At 32.5% G+C, this 15,778-nt stretch carries 14 protein-coding genes; 4 read left to right on the forward strand and 10 right to left on the reverse strand.

The annotated features are described in order from the left end of the window. Window positions 1-152: 152 nt before the first annotated feature. Window positions 153-917 carry a TMEM164 family acyltransferase gene (locus tag COJ46_RS21655; protein WP_286145535.1) on the forward strand — a complete coding sequence of 255 codons (765 nt, stop codon included), beginning with the start codon at window positions 153-155 and terminating at the stop codon, window positions 915-917. Between the two features lie 93 nt (window positions 918-1,010). On the opposite strand, the gene fabF is transcribed toward COJ46_RS21655, so the two are convergent. Beyond that, a complete protein-coding gene (fabF, locus tag COJ46_RS21660) occupies window positions 1,011-2,243 on the reverse strand; it encodes a beta-ketoacyl-ACP synthase II (RefSeq protein WP_097977130.1) in 1,233 nt (410 codons plus the stop codon). Window positions 2,244-2,350: 107 nt separating this feature from the next. Between fabF and COJ46_RS21665 the strand changes: the two genes are divergently transcribed. After that, window positions 2,351-3,190 (forward strand): helix-turn-helix transcriptional regulator, encoded by an 840-nt coding sequence (locus tag COJ46_RS21665; RefSeq protein ID WP_097977128.1) that lies wholly within the window; start codon window positions 2,351-2,353, stop codon window positions 3,188-3,190. A 221-nt stretch (window positions 3,191-3,411) separates the two neighbouring features. On the opposite strand, the gene COJ46_RS21670 is transcribed toward COJ46_RS21665, so the two are convergent. From COJ46_RS21670 to COJ46_RS21695, 6 genes are all read right to left on the reverse strand, one after another. Then, window positions 3,412-3,594 carry a hypothetical protein gene (locus COJ46_RS21670; RefSeq protein ID WP_098566277.1) on the reverse strand — a complete coding sequence of 61 codons (183 nt, stop codon included), beginning with the start codon at window positions 3,592-3,594 and terminating at the stop codon, window positions 3,412-3,414. A gap of 385 nt (window positions 3,595-3,979) precedes the next feature. Continuing rightward, a complete protein-coding gene (locus COJ46_RS21675) occupies window positions 3,980-4,552 on the reverse strand; it encodes a TIR domain-containing protein (RefSeq protein ID WP_097977124.1) in 573 nt (190 codons plus the stop codon). Window positions 4,553-4,810: 258 nt separating this feature from the next. Beyond that, the gene (locus COJ46_RS21680; RefSeq protein WP_098566278.1) at window positions 4,811-8,767 is read right to left on the reverse strand and encodes a S8 family serine peptidase; all 3,957 of its coding nucleotides are present in this window, start codon (window positions 8,765-8,767) and stop codon (window positions 4,811-4,813) included. A 791-nt stretch (window positions 8,768-9,558) separates the two neighbouring features. Beyond that, entirely contained in the window at window positions 9,559-9,756 is a 198-nt protein-coding gene (locus tag COJ46_RS21685) for a hypothetical protein (protein ID WP_097977122.1), read from the reverse strand. A 330-nt stretch (window positions 9,757-10,086) separates the two neighbouring features. Then, on the reverse strand, window positions 10,087-10,377 hold the full coding sequence (locus COJ46_RS21690) for an SAV0927 family protein (protein WP_097977120.1): 291 nt from the start codon (window positions 10,375-10,377) through the stop codon (window positions 10,087-10,089). Window positions 10,378-10,697: 320 nt separating this feature from the next. Then, complete coding sequence (locus COJ46_RS21695; RefSeq protein ID WP_176527967.1) at window positions 10,698-11,258, reverse strand: GNAT family N-acetyltransferase; 561 nt, start codon at window positions 11,256-11,258, stop codon at window positions 10,698-10,700. Between the two features lie 173 nt (window positions 11,259-11,431). On the opposite strand from COJ46_RS21695, the gene COJ46_RS24230 reads away from it, so the two are divergent. Next, window positions 11,432-11,593 carry a hypothetical protein gene (locus COJ46_RS24230; protein ID WP_176522560.1) on the forward strand — a complete coding sequence of 54 codons (162 nt, stop codon included), beginning with the start codon at window positions 11,432-11,434 and terminating at the stop codon, window positions 11,591-11,593. Between the two features lie 40 nt (window positions 11,594-11,633). Here COJ46_RS24230 and COJ46_RS21700 read toward each other — a convergent pair whose 3' ends face one another. Continuing rightward, window positions 11,634-11,861, reverse strand: coding sequence for a hypothetical protein (locus tag COJ46_RS21700; protein WP_097977117.1), 228 nt, complete (start codon window positions 11,859-11,861; stop codon window positions 11,634-11,636). A gap of 192 nt (window positions 11,862-12,053) precedes the next feature. Here COJ46_RS21700 and COJ46_RS21705 point away from each other — a divergent pair, with 192 nt between their 5' ends. Continuing rightward, window positions 12,054-12,851: a formate/nitrite transporter family protein gene (locus COJ46_RS21705; RefSeq protein WP_097977115.1), complete on the forward strand. Its 798-nt coding sequence runs from the start codon at window positions 12,054-12,056 to the stop codon at window positions 12,849-12,851. Window positions 12,852-12,936: 85 nt separating this feature from the next. On the opposite strand, the gene COJ46_RS21710 is transcribed toward COJ46_RS21705, so the two are convergent. Together COJ46_RS21710 and COJ46_RS21715 are read right to left on the reverse strand one after the other, a co-directional pair. Further along, on the reverse strand, window positions 12,937-13,959 hold the full coding sequence (locus COJ46_RS21710; protein ID WP_097977113.1) for an NADH:flavin oxidoreductase/NADH oxidase: 1,023 nt from the start codon (window positions 13,957-13,959) through the stop codon (window positions 12,937-12,939). Between the two features lie 184 nt (window positions 13,960-14,143). Further along, window positions 14,144-15,778, reverse strand: coding sequence for a hypothetical protein (locus tag COJ46_RS21715; protein ID WP_097977112.1), 1,635 nt, complete (start codon window positions 15,776-15,778; stop codon window positions 14,144-14,146).

A 15,778-nucleotide genomic window follows, 5' to 3' on the forward strand; every position in this document is an offset into this window, starting at 1 on the left:
AGGTATTTGATTACTTGATGTCTTTAGTTTGATCGCTTAATGATACGTTTTTTGCTTAAAACAAATTACAATAATAAGTAATGGGGGTAAATCGCGTTGAAAACAAGTGTATTTTACTACATGAAGGAAAGTATAGTTCAATGACCTTTCAAATGTGGAGTCCATTCCATTTTTTATTTATGTCGAGCCCTTTTCTATTTGTCACTTTGTTTTATTTTCTATTTAGGCGCTTTAACCATCAGTCGCTACGATTGATTGGTATGGGTTTCTCGCTTATTGGGATTACTCTTTTAGTTGGGCGTAATATCGAAATTTACCACAAAGTAAATCAAATCTCACCTGAAGAAATCCCTTTACAAATTTGTCATTTTGCTAATTTTATTTTATTTTTTGCTTTTTTATATGAAAGTGAATTGCTATTTTCAATTGCGTTTTGTTTCAACCTTCCTGCTGCTTTAGTAAGCATTATATTTGCTAACGGTCTTTCAAACTATCATTCTCTCCTAACGTGGCAAGGAATGGCGTATCTTTGGGGGCATATGCTAATCGTAGGAATCGTATTGTGGGCATATTTCAATAATATGGTTGTAATTCATTTAAAAATTTTGCGAAAAACAATGTCACTCATTATTTTATTGTACATTTTATCAATCTTTGTAAATAATTTGTTTATGAAATGGATGCAACCCTTTACATCTAATTACTTTTACACAATGGCTCCCGAAAAAGGAACACCATTAGACTATTTTTACAAAATGGGTAAAGAAACAACAACTTTAGGACTTCATTACAATCCAATTTATTTACTAATCCTACTTTTTGTTGGACTTTTTGTTGTATTCATCTTTTATTTAATCTATCTATTTTTGAATTTTTTTAAAAATAGTGAAGTCAAGAATCTTAATGAGCAGAGTTAAATGAATTAGTTTTAGAATCAAGGACTTTTAAAAATAAAGCCTCTTACTAAAAAGAGGCTTTAGACTATTGATAAATATCTACTTCTATATAATTTAAACGTACTTTTTCAATACTATGGCAGAATTATGTCCACCGAAGCCAAAAGAGTTTGAAATACCGATGTTTAACTCTTTTTTCCTTGCCCCTTCCGATACATAGTCTAAATCACAATCAGGATCTGGTTGAGTTAAGTTGATTGTTGGTGGAATAATACCTTCTTGAAGACTTTTCACTAAAGCGATCGCCTCTACTCCTCCTGCTGCGCCAAGCATATGACCAAGCATTGATTTATTTGCTGTAACTGGAATTTTATAAGCATGTTCGCCAAACAGTTTTTTTATAGCCAGTGTTTCAGATTGATCTCCTAATGGGGTACTGGTTGCATGTGCACTAATGACATCCACATCTTGTATTTCTATTTCTGCTCTATTTAAAGCATTTCTCATAGCTAAAAACGCTCCTCGTCCTTCTGGGTGAGTTGCAACCATATGATATGCATCTGAACTTGCTCCATAACCAATTATCTCACATAAGATAGGGGCATTTCTTTTTACTGCGTGTTCCATTGATTCTAACACTAAAACCCCTGCACCTTCACTCATTACAAATCCATCTCTTTTGGCATCAAAAGGTCGACTTGATGAGGTAGGTTCCGTATTGATTGACAATGCCTTAGCATTACCAAAACTTGCTAAAGATAATTGAGTTATAGCAGCCTCTGTGCCACCTGCAAAAATAACATCGGCTTCTCCGTTTCGAATTGTATTGAATGCCTCTCCAATAGATGAATTTCCTATAGAGCATGCAGTTACTGGTGATAAAGATGGACCGAGTGCACCTAATCTTATACTTATTTGAGCCGCTGCCGCATTTGAAATCATCATCGGTACTAAACTTGGACTAACTCTCCCAGGTCCTCTGTCGTTTAATAAATTTACATTTTCAATAAAGGTGTTAATCCCACCAATTCCTGATCCTACATAAACTCCTAAACGTTCAAGGTCAATTTTTTCTAGTTGCAATTGGGAACTTTCCAAAGCTTGTTCAGCAGCTGCTAAAGCAAATTGACAAAAACGATCTAATTTTCTTGCTTCCTTTCTTCCCCATCTTTCTTCGGCATCAAAGTCACGAACAATTCCTGCAACTTTCGTTTTTATATTTGAAACATCAATTGTATCAATAGCCGTGATACCTGATTTTCCGTTAATTAAGTTATTCCAAACTGTATCTACATCATTTCCTAGAGGGGAGACAACACCCATACCTGTAATAACTATTCTTCTCATCATAATTTCTCCAATCGTTTTTTCTTTATTTTAACGCGAATTTATCCTATTACAAGTTGTAGTTTATCCTAGTATAATTTATACTACGCTCAGAAGGGAGTTATAAGATGAATCGAGAAACCCGACTACAAGCACTGTCAGAATTTCTAAAAACGCAACGGTCTAAAATAAATCCGCAAATGGTTGGATTACCAGTTGGAACCCGTAGAAGAACTCCGGGCCTTCGTAGAGAAGAGGTTGCCGGGTTAGCAGGAGTAAGTACAACATGGTATACGTGGTTAGAACAAGGAAGAGATATAACCGTATCTAATTCCGTATTAGATGCCATTTCAGATGCATTACAGTTAAATAAGGATGAGCGAAATTATTTATATGCACTTGCTTTACCGGAAGCTGAAAAACGCTCATTTTCAAATGAAGAAGAAACAGTCATTAGTCCAGCCTTGACTAAAATATTAAATGAACTTCGGAACTGTCCGATCATTATTTCAGATCGAAGGTGCCATATTGTTGGATGGAATCAGGCAGCAGCTCACGTATTTCTAGATTTCGAACAAATTCCAAAAGAGGAACGAAATCTTATTCAATTGCTCTTCTCTAGAAAAGAATTTAAAAGTTTAGCAGTGAATTGGGAGCATTTTGTGAAAGGCTTTTTAGCAATTTTTCGAACTTATTACGGACAATATGTGGGCGATCAATGGTACACTTCCTTTATAAATGAAATGGAACAAAATTTCCCAGAATTTCATGAACTCTGGAATGAGAGCGAAGTAAGTTCGGCCCCAGATGTATTAATCGAGTTTCGACACGCAAAAGCAGGAAAAATGCTTTTTAACTTAACATCCTTACAAGTTCAAGGAAACATTGATTTAAGATGCAGTGTTTATACGCCTGTTGAAAATACAAATACAGAATCTAAGTTAAGAAAACTGATGGGTAATGAGTAGATTTTTAAAGTGCAGAAGCTTGGCAACCATGATTTCCAGACATTTGAACCATATTTCATATATTTTCTTTTTTACTTACTCATGAAGCTCTTATAGGTTACTACTTTTCTTATTATTGCTTTTTTTCATATTCAAATACCTTTTATGGAAGATTTTAAAAAAAGTAATTGAAGTAATTTAAAAACAAAAAAAGGGTAACTAATTTTAGTCACCCTTCTGCTTTAATATGCTTCCATTTGATCTGGAGTTCCGTATTCTGCTTTACGACGAAGAACAACAATTCCTCTTTCAGTTTTACCATTAAAATCAGCAAGTCCCTTTTGGCCAATACCTTTTACAACTTTTGGATAGAAATCTTTCTTGAATTCCTTTTTAGCATCATTTAAGTTGATATACCTAGTCATACAGAAACACCTCCAAATCAGTTAGATCGATTGCTTCATACTCTTCACTTGAAAAAGTGACAGTTAGTACCATACTATTTTCAATAGGATAGAATATTAAGTATGTATTGTAAAATTCACTTTTTTTAATGAAAATAATTTCGCTATTTAGATAACTATCGATCACAAAGATTGGCTCATCAACAATACCTTCGTTCACATCAAAATGATAAAAATCGATTCTAGACTTTTTACCGGCAACATGTTTTAAAACTGTCAGACCCTTCTACTTTCCATACACCTACATCAGCAATTTCATAACCTTCGGGTACACTATGGGCCCTTATTAAATTATCTGATAAGAATATCGCAACTTTATTTTGGTCTGATTTTAAAAGTTCTAGTGTTAGAAGTGTACTAAATTTAGCAACAACTTCACTTTCTTTTTTTGTACAATTAAATCATCAATTTTATTTTGAAGATTAGGAAATAAACCCTTTTCTCTAATCTTTCTCTTTATTTTAATACAAGCACCAGCCACTTCTTGAACAATATCTTTATCATCACGTATATCATATTTTAAGGAATTAAGACCTGTTAAATCCGAAAGTAAATGATAGTTCAGCGGTTCTATAGAGTTTTTATGTACTATGCCTTTCGTATCATTTGGCATAATGTAAAAAACACGTCCTCTTTTTAAACGCCCCCAAAATAGTCCCATTTCAAACATTGTATTATCTCTTGTTGCTAAATATTTCTCATTTCGAATTTCAATAATATCGTCTGGAGTAAATATGAATACTGCAAAGTCATTTGTATCGAGTTGCTTTTCTAAATCATCCATCGTGTACTCTAGTTCTTCAAAAGCATTCATCCACATCGTGACTTCCGTATCCCTTTTTAGTCCCTCAAATACGACTTCAACATAATGAATAGCTTCCGCTGATGAACCAATAAACACTCTTGGTTTCCTCTCCATAAATCCTAGATCCTCCACATTTCATTCACTAATAATGACAAAATAATTAGGCTGGCCAACGAAATGACCAATGTATTTTTGTTTAATTTTACCAAATGTAAAGCTAAAACGTCTATATTATTCAAAATATTTCACAAAATTTGTTACCTTTTTATTTCCTTTGGAAAAGGTAATTAACCTAGTCTAAATTTGAAAAAAAAATCCCGATCTACTCAAAAGAGCAATCAGGATTTTTTGTTTTGCAAATGCTAAAGGATATTATTTAACTACAGTTAACTGAGTTAATTTAAACGAATCAACATTTATTAACTTATTTGTTGCAGCACTAGATTTTGTACCAGTAGCAACAATTTTAATAGTGTGTGCTTTGTTTGGTAGATTTTGCAAATTAAAAACACTCACTTTATATTTGCGGCTTGAAGAGTAAAGGTCAATTTGCTTGATTTTTTTACCATCAACATAAACATCAGCTCTACCCATATTTTTATCTTTTAAAGCATATACAGTTATACCCGTACCATTAAAATTGTATTGAAGTGATCCAGTAGATTCTTTTGTTTGATTAATCGTACCGCCAGAAGCGTTCGAATAATTTAACTTACTCCAAGTTCCAGAGTATTTAACATTGGAATCATTGTTCTCTACTGATTTCGTTGTTTGCACTGCAATATTTATACTATATTGGCCAGATCCTTTTACAGCAGAAGGAACGATATAGTACATTCCAGTTTTTGTTGGTTTAAAGACAATTTTTTCAGTAGATGTGGTACTAGCAGACTTTTTCAATTCTTTCGTACCATAAATAGATGATGTACCAATGTTATATAATGAAAGATCAAAATTTGCATTAGTAGGGCCAGTTAACGTAATTTCATATGTTTTGCCTGCTTCTAAGGTTTTAGCCCAAACATCTAAAAAGTCTTTTGCGTCAGTATTAAGACTGCCTTTAGCAGTACCAGTAATATATACTTTTCCTTTAATATCATCATCGTTTACGTAATTAACTGATGCTGAATAAGGTGTCTCAGTTTTATCAAGTGTATTAATTACCACAACATAGTTGTACGTTTTTCCAGGCGACATTGCAGTTGTATCTGTAAAAGTTGTTGTAGTAATAGGTGTTTTATTTATTTGTACATAATCAGTTTGTGACGATTCTTTACGATAAATATTATATGATTCTGCCCATTTTGGAGCATTCCATGAAATAACTGGATATTTCTTTGCTGTATCAAATGAAGTTTTTAATGAAATAGGATTATCTTTTACAATAAATTTATCCAAGTTGATCCCCGTAGCAGATTTTCTTGCCACTGGATCACTTTTTCCAGTCCAAACAATTCTGATTGAGTGATTGCCATAAGTTGTAAAATCGTATTTTAATAAACTTTGTTTTGATTTCAACGTACTATTATAAAGAGATTGAGATTCAATCTTATTGCCATCTATATAAACATCGGCAATTCCTTGTGTTGGATCTTTAAAACCTTGCCATTCAATGCTAGAACCAACAAATGAGAAATTAACTTCACCTCTAGAATTTAGGACTCCTGCCATTTCTTCAGAGAATTCTGGATTAAATGCTGGCATCCAATTACCATCTAAAGTCACTGAGTCAGAATCATCTTCATACGATCCACCGAAATTACCAGAATAAAGTTTATAGTTTCCTGAACCACTGTAATCGTAGACATTTACAAAATAGATTCCAGTTCTAGGAGCGATAAATTTTATCTTTTCTTTAGATGAATTTATGTTTTCTGAATATGCAACCATACCATTTTTATTATTTACACTAGCTGCGGATTCATTATACACATACAGGTCAAAATCGCTTCCTGCTTGTCCATTTAATGAGAATGTGATGCCTTGGCCTTCTTTTAATGATATTGCATAAACATCGTTTTTGTCTTTTACAGAATCTAGACTTCCATTTATTACACTTTTATCTAATGGAATACCTGGTGTATCATTGTCATCAAAGTTATCTAGAGTTGATGATTTAACAATATTTCCTGTGCCTACAAGACCTTTTAGTGAATCTAATTTCGTTCCTTTTGCACTTGTATATAGTTTAAGCATCTCTGGTGACATATTCGGATGTAAACCTAATAAAATAGCAGCAGCACCCGTAGTATGTGGAGTTGCCATAGATGTTCCACTATAATAATCGTATGCTTGAGCATAGTCAGAAACATATTTAGAATTAATGATTGTTTTTTGTTGATCATTCGAAGTTACATAATCAGCAATGTAATAAGGTAAATCATATCGGTTTACATCATATTTAGTATTTTCATAGATTCCACCAGATAAACCTTCAACGTTCAAACTTGGACCCATATCTGAATATACATTTAAATGTAAAGAATCCTTTACAAATGATGATTTTTCTTGGCCAATTAAAGCGTTAACACCTGATAATAATAATTTACCGCCATTTGTAAGATAATTTTTTAATAATTCTGTATCTGATTTTGTTAAAGTATTACCTTCATCTGAGTTTAATCCAATAGCGTTTCCTGTAAACCAAACTACAGCATCGTATTGTGATAAATCAGTACTATTCATTGATAAAGACGATTCAGAACTGATCGTAACCGTTTTTACCGAAGAATACTTAGATAACAGATTTTGATATGTTGGTAAATAGTTTTTAAAGATTTTAGCAAGTTCAGGAATGCCTTTTAACATGTCTGCAAGATCACTTTCATCATCTTGAACTAGTAAAATTTTCTTATTTGTATCGGTCAAATCTAAATAACTTAATGCTTTATCAAAAGCATCTTGTCTTTGTTTTTCAGATATCTTTTCATATCCAATGCCATCAAAGATCGCTTTGTAATTGTCTCCAGCAATTTGAGCTGATGCTCCTGCTTGATCAATTTTTAATGCATTTGTAATTTCATCGATTGGGTATTTAGGGACTGAACTGATAATGTCGACTCCAGGAGCAGCAACATCAACAGATTCGGCGCCATAGTTTGAGAAAGGTGCTAAGTTACCTTTGTTATCAACGGCCGCAACTGATAAGATATTAGAACTTTCGTAGCTAGCTGGATATGCCCCTTCTTCATCATTATCCATTCCGTCATTACCCGCAGCAGCTACAAATAAGCTATTTGAATTTGCTATTGCTTCTTCAAGTAATGGATCGTATTCTCCGCCACCCCAGCTGTTATTTGTGATTTTAACGCCCATACTTTTAGCGTATTCGATTGCCTCAATCGCATCTGCAGATGTTCCTCCATCAGGACCGAGGAACTTTAATGGCATAATTTTTACGTTAGGAGCAACACCAACTACACCTTTGTTATCTTTTAGATTTGGACCTTCTAATGCTGCAGCAATTGTTCCGGATACATGAGTACCATGTTCATCTCCATCTAGTGCATCGTAAACAGTGTTATCATGGTTATAAAAATCCCAGCCATTTACATCATCAACATAACCGTTATGGTCATCATCAATTCCATTACCAGGAACTTCCTTTGTATTTGTCCAAATTTTTCCTTTTAAATCTGGATGGTTAATATCTACGCCCGTATCGATTACGCCAACTACTACTTGCGCTTCAGGTTTCGCAAGTTTTGAACTAAAATTGGTCCAGCTTTCAGGTGCGTCTAAGTCAATATTCTCTTTTCCTACACTGTCATTGATGGTTTGTCCGATATTATTAAGTCCCCATAATTGATCATAATAGTCATTAGCATTATTGAAATCAGAAGCATAATATTTGTAGTTCGGTTGTACTGATTCAACGTTTGGATCCTTTTTTAGTTTAGTTATGTATTCTGTAGTACTTTCACCTGTTGGAATTTTTACTAGTTCAGCGTTTAAACTCTTTAATTTCTTTGAAGATTTTAAAGAATACTTTTTCTGAAGTGTAGTGATTTCACTAGTAGTCACTTTCTTCTTATATTTAACGATTAATTCACCTGTTTGTTCATTATGTTTCGATACCGATTGTTTATTTTTTAATTTATCTCTTAATTTTGTTTCAATTTTAGATTCTGCCTTTTTAGGGAGTACTTTACCACTTGCTTTTGGTACTTCTTTTATTTGACTTTTTCTAAGGTTTTTACCAGAGTTTACCTGATTAGCAACTGTACTATTAGCTCCAGTTACTGAAGCAGCTTGAACTGTCCCAGAATAAATACTTGAAAATAAAAGGATTGTAGATACAGGTAAAGCTAAATAATTTTTTTTCTTCATTGTAGAGCCCCTTTTTTAATAGATTCAAAGATAATTAATTAGACACACATATGTAACATTTAAACATTAATCCATTCATTTGATTGAAAGATTTGAATTTATTAATGAATGAAAACAAATGGATTAATTTTTATAAGTAGTTACATTAGTTCCAAATCAAAACTGTCAAATCCCTCCTTTCTATTGGAATTATTTTCTAGTAAACACTCAATAATACCTTTTAGATTACTCAAAAATAGAACTTTTGGATTTGATAATATGAATTTCCGAGGATTTTTAAGGTCTATTTACCTGCAAGGTAATTAACGAAACAAGAGTTTTTACTCACAATAAATAGAATAAGAGATATAATTGTAACAAACTCTTATTAATTGTAAGTTATTTAAAACAAAATTAATATATAATTAATTTTTTTTTAGATTAATAGAAAATCTTCTTTATTCATATTTTTGTCATAATTGTGGCTAGTACAATATGAATCTCCTGAGTTAGGGTTCATTTCAATAGTACTGCTATTGCCATTTATAGCGTTAGCACTTTGCCAATCGTTGTATGTACATTATCATCACAATGTTTGTCATGGAAAGGCCGCCTGGCACAATTTTAGAAGTAGCATTTCCGATGTAACCAAATATGATATCTCCACCAAATAACTTGAGAAAATTAAATTTATGGCTATATATTTTTATCCTATCCCGTTATTAAATACGGCAATTAACCTCTCTCCTATGCCTTGAAAATTGTATTTTTCTTTTTGCTTTCTTCAAATTACAAAACTATATCTTTTTCTCTTAGCTTTTTCCAATGAATACGGGAGAGAAACTAACAGCAGACATCATACCCGCAAATACACCTAACCAACCTGTTAACAATATAATAAGTCCTCCAAATTTATCCTCACTTGCTGTAGTTAAAGCAGTAAACCTTAACGAAATAAAATACAAAGCCCAAATTATTATCAGAGTAATTATCTTGAAATGCTTTTTCATTATTTCTATCCTCCTTAACATATTTTACTATTAAAATATGATTCTTCTATATGCATTTTGTTTCTTAAAACTTAAAAACCTCTTCGTTACTGCATTTGTTTTATTTTCAGTGAAAGTTGCCAATATATTCGAATAGACTATTACTAATCCTAATAGTTGCAGATGGGGAAGCTGCAAAACGAATTAGAAACTGGCTTAAATTTGATATTTAAATGATAAAAGAGAAGCCGGTAGCAAAATAGCTACTCTCTTTACTTAAATAGGTAATCAAACATGTAATTAAAAATACAAATTAAAAAGAGTCTCCTAAAATATGGAGACTCTCGCTTTTTAATATTGATCACTAAAAATTCGTTGGTCCAAGATAGAATGAAAAAATGATTCAATTTCTTTGATGTCTTCAGCTGCAATGCCAAGCTTTTGGTCCCAGTGTTCTGGATGGTCAATGTCTTCTCTGCAAAGTAATACCATTCTACCACTTTGAATAGAGACCACCATTGCTTTGCCTAGAAATTTTTCCGAAAAGATAACAGCAAAGTCGTAGCGATGGCTACCTGCAGCGATACAGTAATAATGAATGTTTTGGTTTTCTTTCTCTTCCGATATAATGTAGAAATTCATCCCTACCACTCCTTTTTTTTCACCATAGTTTTTACTTTGAGCATCTTACACTATAATCGAATTGTTGAATCGATTATTAAATAGTAAAGAGAGTAAGAACTCCCTTTCTTACTAATTAGCTAAAATATGCCAATTTTCCTTTATTTTATTGCTAAAATTTTACGACAAATTAAAAATTATGTCGTAATGCATAGGAAATAATTTTCATTTAATATAAAATTGGACTTTTTCCTTAGCTATTGGTAATTATTTTCCATCAAAAAAAAAGATAAACAGTAAACTGTCTATCTAAATTTAAACAAAATATTTATTTTACTAGATTAATTTTGTGCAATCTTCTCTGCAAATTCTTCTTCTAAGATTGCTAAACAAACATGATCATACCACTGATCTCTAATTTTTAGGTTTTTTCGATAATATCCTTCCTTCACAAATCCAACCTTTTCAAGGACGCGTAATGACCCTAAGTTTTCTGGATTAACTTCTGAAGTCACTCGGTGGAATTTCAAATCTTCAAATGCAATTTTCAGAGCAAGTTTCAAAGCTTTCGTCATATATCCTTTGCCATTAAATTTTTCCGCAATATGGTAACCAACCATACAACTTTGTTTTGGTCCTCGTGTAACAAAAATGAATTGTACTTCTCCTATTAAAGTTAGATCATTGTCTTCTTTAACAAAGACCGCAAAATCATATCTACTATCTTCTGCGCTTTTTTCTATAAATTCTTTAATACTATTCATTTGTCCTTCAACAGTGTAAAATTCCTCTTTCCTAAACGTAGGAGACCACTTTTCAAAATGATCTTTATTTTCGAGATGTAGTTGAAGTTTTGCTTCTGCATCTTCGAATGTATATGGTCGTACAATAATTTCTTTCAAATTAACCCCTCCAATACAATCTTTTTCTCTTTATTAAATACTTTCCTAATAGATAAAACTCCTTTTTTTAAAAGATCGGAATGAACCTTTCTTACGGAAAATTCTTAATAATCAAATTATACTATAAAAATAAAAAAGCACGCAATTTGTAGAATTGGGCAAAGGTCTTGAAGATGAATATCAAAGAACAAGGTGTCGATGAAAATGAGTTCTTAGAGAAGGTTTCTTACTTAACAGATAAAGCTTTCGAGGATCAATGTACGACTGCAAATCCAAAGTTACCACTTGTTAGAGAACTTGAGGAATTTTATTTAAATGCTTATCGAGGATTCTAAACAAAATGAAAAAGCAGATGGTTTTTCCATCTGCTTCTTCTTATTCACAAGCTGGATTTCTAGGAATTTTTTTGAACTCAACGTCATTTAGATGCCTCGTTCTTTTTGTAACAATAACAACATGATTAGCCGTCCAGATAAATTGAGGAAAATTATGTTCATCAACCATCATCGCCTGAAAGGTCTCTCCCATCATTTCTTCAAATTCTTCTTCAGATAGGTTATCACCATTTTCATACTCAAAATCTATCCATTCACAATGTATCATAAATCTATCCACCTTTTTAAATGTTCGACTTATTTAAATTCTACACATAGTAAAGTTTGTAAAAATGAGTAAATTTATTCTTTAATTAAAGTAATTTATTCAAACGATTCAAAGAGTTCACTTCCTTTTTAAGCAAAATCAATTTTGTATATTTCATACTTATTTGTGGGCAAATTAAAAAGGGGTGATACCATGGAAACTAAACCGCTTTTAGAAGTTGAAAAATTGGCTTTAAAGAAACAAAAAATATTTGAACAAAGCCATTTCCGCTACGTATTAAGAAGTATGCTTGCTAGTATGTTTATTGGTTTCGGTGTAATGGTAGCTTTCAAAACAGGGAACGGCTTTTTCTTAGTGAATTCTCCTGTTGCTTACCCAATTGCCGCATTAACATTTGGAGCTGCTATTGTGTTGATTTGGTATGGTGGTGGAGATCTCTTTACTGGGAATACATTTTATTACACTTATGCTGCATTGAGAGATAAAATGAAATGGCCTAAAGTTTTTGAACTCTTGGTATATAGTTATGTAGGAAATGTTTTAGGGGCATGTCTTTTTGCATTTATCATTTATACTACTGGACTTTTTGAAGCTCCTGACTCAAGTGCATTTCTATTATCAGTTGTCGAACATAAAATAGATAATTCTATTTTTCATTTATTCGCAAGGGGTATCTTGTGTAATTGGCTTGTGTGCCTTGCCTTTTTCATACCAATGTCTTTTGGTGAAACTGAAAATCTAACAAAAATTACTGCGATGATGTTATTTGTATTTTGTTTCTTTATGTCCGGTTACGAGCATAGTATTGCCAATATGTGCTCCTTTGCAATTGCACTTGTCATTGATCATCCTGCCACTATTTCTATATCCGGTATAATTCGAAATCTAATTCCTGTAACAATAGGAAATCTTATTGGTGGAGAATTTATGATGGCAGTTATGTACTATTTTGCGAACAAACCATTTTTTGATGAAGTAAATTCCAAATAATGTCTAGTTAGAAACTATCCAATTTTTTATGGTCTCAATAAAAATGTACGCTGTTCACACAGCGTACTTTTCTACTAATTTATTCTTAATATGCTCTCTCATACGGTTTTGGAGTCAAAGGTTTCCCATCAAGAAGGATAGAAGCTTCATTCGCCCAATAAGGATTGCTTAGCATCCCACGACCAACAGCGATTAAATCCGCTTCTTGATTGCCAAGTACAGATTCTGCAAGATTTGCATCATCTAATTTCCCAACTGCAATAACAGGGATTTCTACTTCTTTCTTTATTTGTTCAGCCAATTTGACTTGATATCCAGGATGAGATCCAGGTCTACCTCCTGAACCGATTGGACCTTCTCCACCAGATGAAATGTGGAAGATATCGACACCTGCATCACGGAATGATTTAGCCATTTCGACAGAATAATCTAGTCCATAGCCTCCATCCACGTATTCTAACGCAGAAATTCGCATAATAAGTGGCATATCAGCTGGCATTACACTTTTAGCTGCTTTAATGACTTCTTTTCCAAATAAAAATTTATCCCGTCCATATTCATCTGTTCTTTGATTCGTATAAGCAGATGCAAATTGGTGAATGAGATAGCCATGTGCTCCATGAAGCTCAATCGTATCTACTCCTGCAAGAACCGCGCGCTCTACACCTTTTTTGAACTTTTCAACCATTTCTTTAACTTCTAAAGTTGTTAACTCATGTGGTGTTTTTGATTTCTCGTTAAATGCGTTCGGTGAAGACGACACTGGAATTGGAGTATCTTCAGCTTTACGTCCTGCATGAGCAATTTGAATCGCAACTTTTGCACCATATTTATGACATTCATCGACAATACGCTTAAATGCCGGTATATGGTCATCACTCCAAATTCCTAGGCAATAATCTGAAATGCGGCCTCGATCTTCAACATTTGTCATTTCAATAATGATTAAACCTGTACCTCCGATTGCACGACTAGTATAGTGAACGAAATGCCAATCTGTTGGAATCCCATCTTTTAAATGGACTGAATATTGACACATAGGTGGCATTACAACACGATTTTTTAATTCTAATCCTTTGTATTTGAATGGTTTGAATAAATTAGACATAGTCAACGTCCTCTCACAAACTTTTTATTTAAGCTACAGTCCCATATTATCCCAATCAATTAAAAAGTTCTATTTAATTGCTCAACTCACTTATTTATCTTACCCAAGTAATAAAATATAAAAAGTAGAAAGCATTGTGCCCTCTACTTTTTTTGTCATAATTAATAATCTACAATTCTTCGTTTCAAAAATTCCAAATCGTTTTATAGGCGTGCTTCCATGAAAAGAAAGTCACAATAATTAGCAAGACTAAATAAATCATTACACCAAATGGAATAAAAGTTATCCCCCAGTGAATTAAAGCTAAAATCCCCCCTAACACTAAGGCAATCATTATTTTAATACCAGAATTTTGTTGAGCATCCTCAAAAGACTCTGAAAATGGAAGTGATCCTTTAAGATAATTTGAGCAAATTACTGTATATAAAATTGAGCTTACAAAAACAACTAATATATCAGGAATTATTTTAATACCAAAGATTCCGATAAAAATTATACTTAAAATAAAATAGACAGGAAAATATAGATTTGCGATAAATACCTTTAAAGTTGCACTATATAATGGTGCGAGGTTTGATACTGGCGCTGTTTTATAGATCCAGGCTCCTTTATATTTCCCGGAATATTTTAGCATTGCGATTGCATTCGGAATGATTAAGCAAGACGAATAAATCGTTAAATAACTTTTACCTGAAACGATATGGTGATAGGAAGAAATTTGTAATTGATTGAATAGAAAAACGAATGGAAGAACGAGTGATAATCCCAATGATGGATAAACCTTTAAACGGAATTCCCTCTCGTTTCGCATCATATTATCTGCAAATCTAAAAAAAACCTTTTCTTCATTATTACTGCAAAATACTTTAGTCAGCCAATTCTTCCACTTACTGTCTTTTTTTCTATTAATACCACTATTATTTGATAATTTTTGAAGATTTTTCTCAAAGGACGGGATCAATAAACTATATAACATGATTGCAATAATAGGGATTATTACTGCTAAAATAGAAAATCCAATTAGATATGTACTTGTGTTACGATTTAAAATCAACTCAAATGGCGCCCCGAACCAAATAGGTGGAATAAGAAAATGATACCATGTTGGCGAAAATGACATATCTAGATTTACAAAACTAAATGCTCTACCAACAAGTTGATAACCTACAGCAATTGAAATTGATAATCCGATTTGGACGTAGTTGATAATATCTTTTAACTTCTCACCATCAAAAAATCTTAAAATGAAATAATAGATAATCGACGTTAAGACAACTATAAATAAATTGACGAGAAGTAGCTCTACAATCGCCAAAATTAAGAATAAAATTCCATGTCTAAATGTCCCAACTATTACTGGCAAAGCTGTAATTGAAGTCGTTATTAATAAAAGATAGATAGATATGTGTACCATTTTAGCTGCAGTAATTGTCTTTTTTCCAATCGGTTTTGTATGAAGAATCCCCTTATCTTTTACATCAAGTAAGACATTTGAAAAATCCGAAATCATTGATGTCATAATGAGGAACATAATAATGCCAAAAAAAGCGCTCATTTCATATACATAACTTTTTCCAAACAGCACTAATGGAATAAGCATCAAACTAAGTAAAGCATATATTCCTAATGATTTTGTGATTCCATTTTCTTCATCTTTCTTTGTTTTCTTGTTGTTTTGATTAAAAATGGTCGGTGTCCTACGACTATCCATTGTTAATTTTACTGCTAAAATTTTACGCATGATAGGATATTCAACACCAAATAATTCAAATAGTGGTCGGAAAAAATCTAAGATTTTTAACATAGGGAAATCCTTCAT

It is taken from the genome of Bacillus sp. AFS077874, assembly GCF_002566505.1.
Taxonomy (GTDB): domain Bacteria; phylum Bacillota; class Bacilli; order Bacillales; family Bacillaceae_G; genus Gottfriedia.